At 70.9% G+C, this 756-nt stretch carries 1 protein-coding gene; it reads right to left on the bottom strand.

The annotated features are described in order from the left end of the window. Positions 1-724, bottom strand: a 724-nt coding sequence (tssK, locus tag AC1DWF_RS33955) for a type VI secretion system baseplate subunit TssK (RefSeq protein ID WP_476842885.1), incomplete at its 3' end; no start/stop codon positions are given. Between the last annotated feature and the right edge of the window lie 32 nt (positions 725-756).

The following is a 756-nucleotide window of genomic DNA, read 5'->3' on the forward strand; positions in this document are numbered from 1 at the left end:
GGCGAAGGTTCGGAAAATCACCGGAGACGTGGATCGCGAAGCCGCCGCTGGTCTGCATCTGCTGCCAGTGCGGCGAGCCGCGATCGAGCTCGAAATAGACGGCGCCCGCGTGGAACGGGATCTGCCGCGGCGCCACCGGCAGCGGCCGCACGATGATGCCGGGCAGCGCCACGTTCACCAGCTCGCGGATGTGCTCGACCGCGCCGATCTTCACCTGGTTGGGGAATTGCCGGCGGATGGTCTCGCCGGGGATGTCGGACATCACCGTCATCACGAACTGTCCCGCGCGCAGCAGGTTCCGGTCGAGGATCGGACCCACGCGCACGCCGTGGCTGCGCTCCTGCAACGGGATCTCGACGGCGTTGGTCTCCAGCACCGCGGAGAGGCTGCGGCGGAGGTCGGCGATGACGGGGGCGAAGCTGCGCTGGAGGTCGTCGTGCCGATAGGCGGGGTAGGTGGTGGCCTTCTTGTCCGGCGCGGTGAAGGTCGCGAGCTCGCCGGCGATCTGGATCAGCGCGCCGTAGAGCGTCTCGGGATGCACGTTCCCCGCGTCGGCGTAGTGCGCGAGCAGCGGCAGGCAGCGGTTGACCGTCTGGAGCAGCAGGAAGTCGGCGACCTCGGCGACGCCGCGCGCGCCGGGCTGCGAGAGCCGCGCGCCCAGCGCCTCCGCGCGCTGGCCGAGCATGCCCACCAGCTCGCCCAGCACGTTGGAGAGCGGCGGCACGGCGGAGACTCGCAGGCAGGGCGGGATGAAGC

The organism is Aminobacter sp. P4_D5, assembly GCF_056401815.1.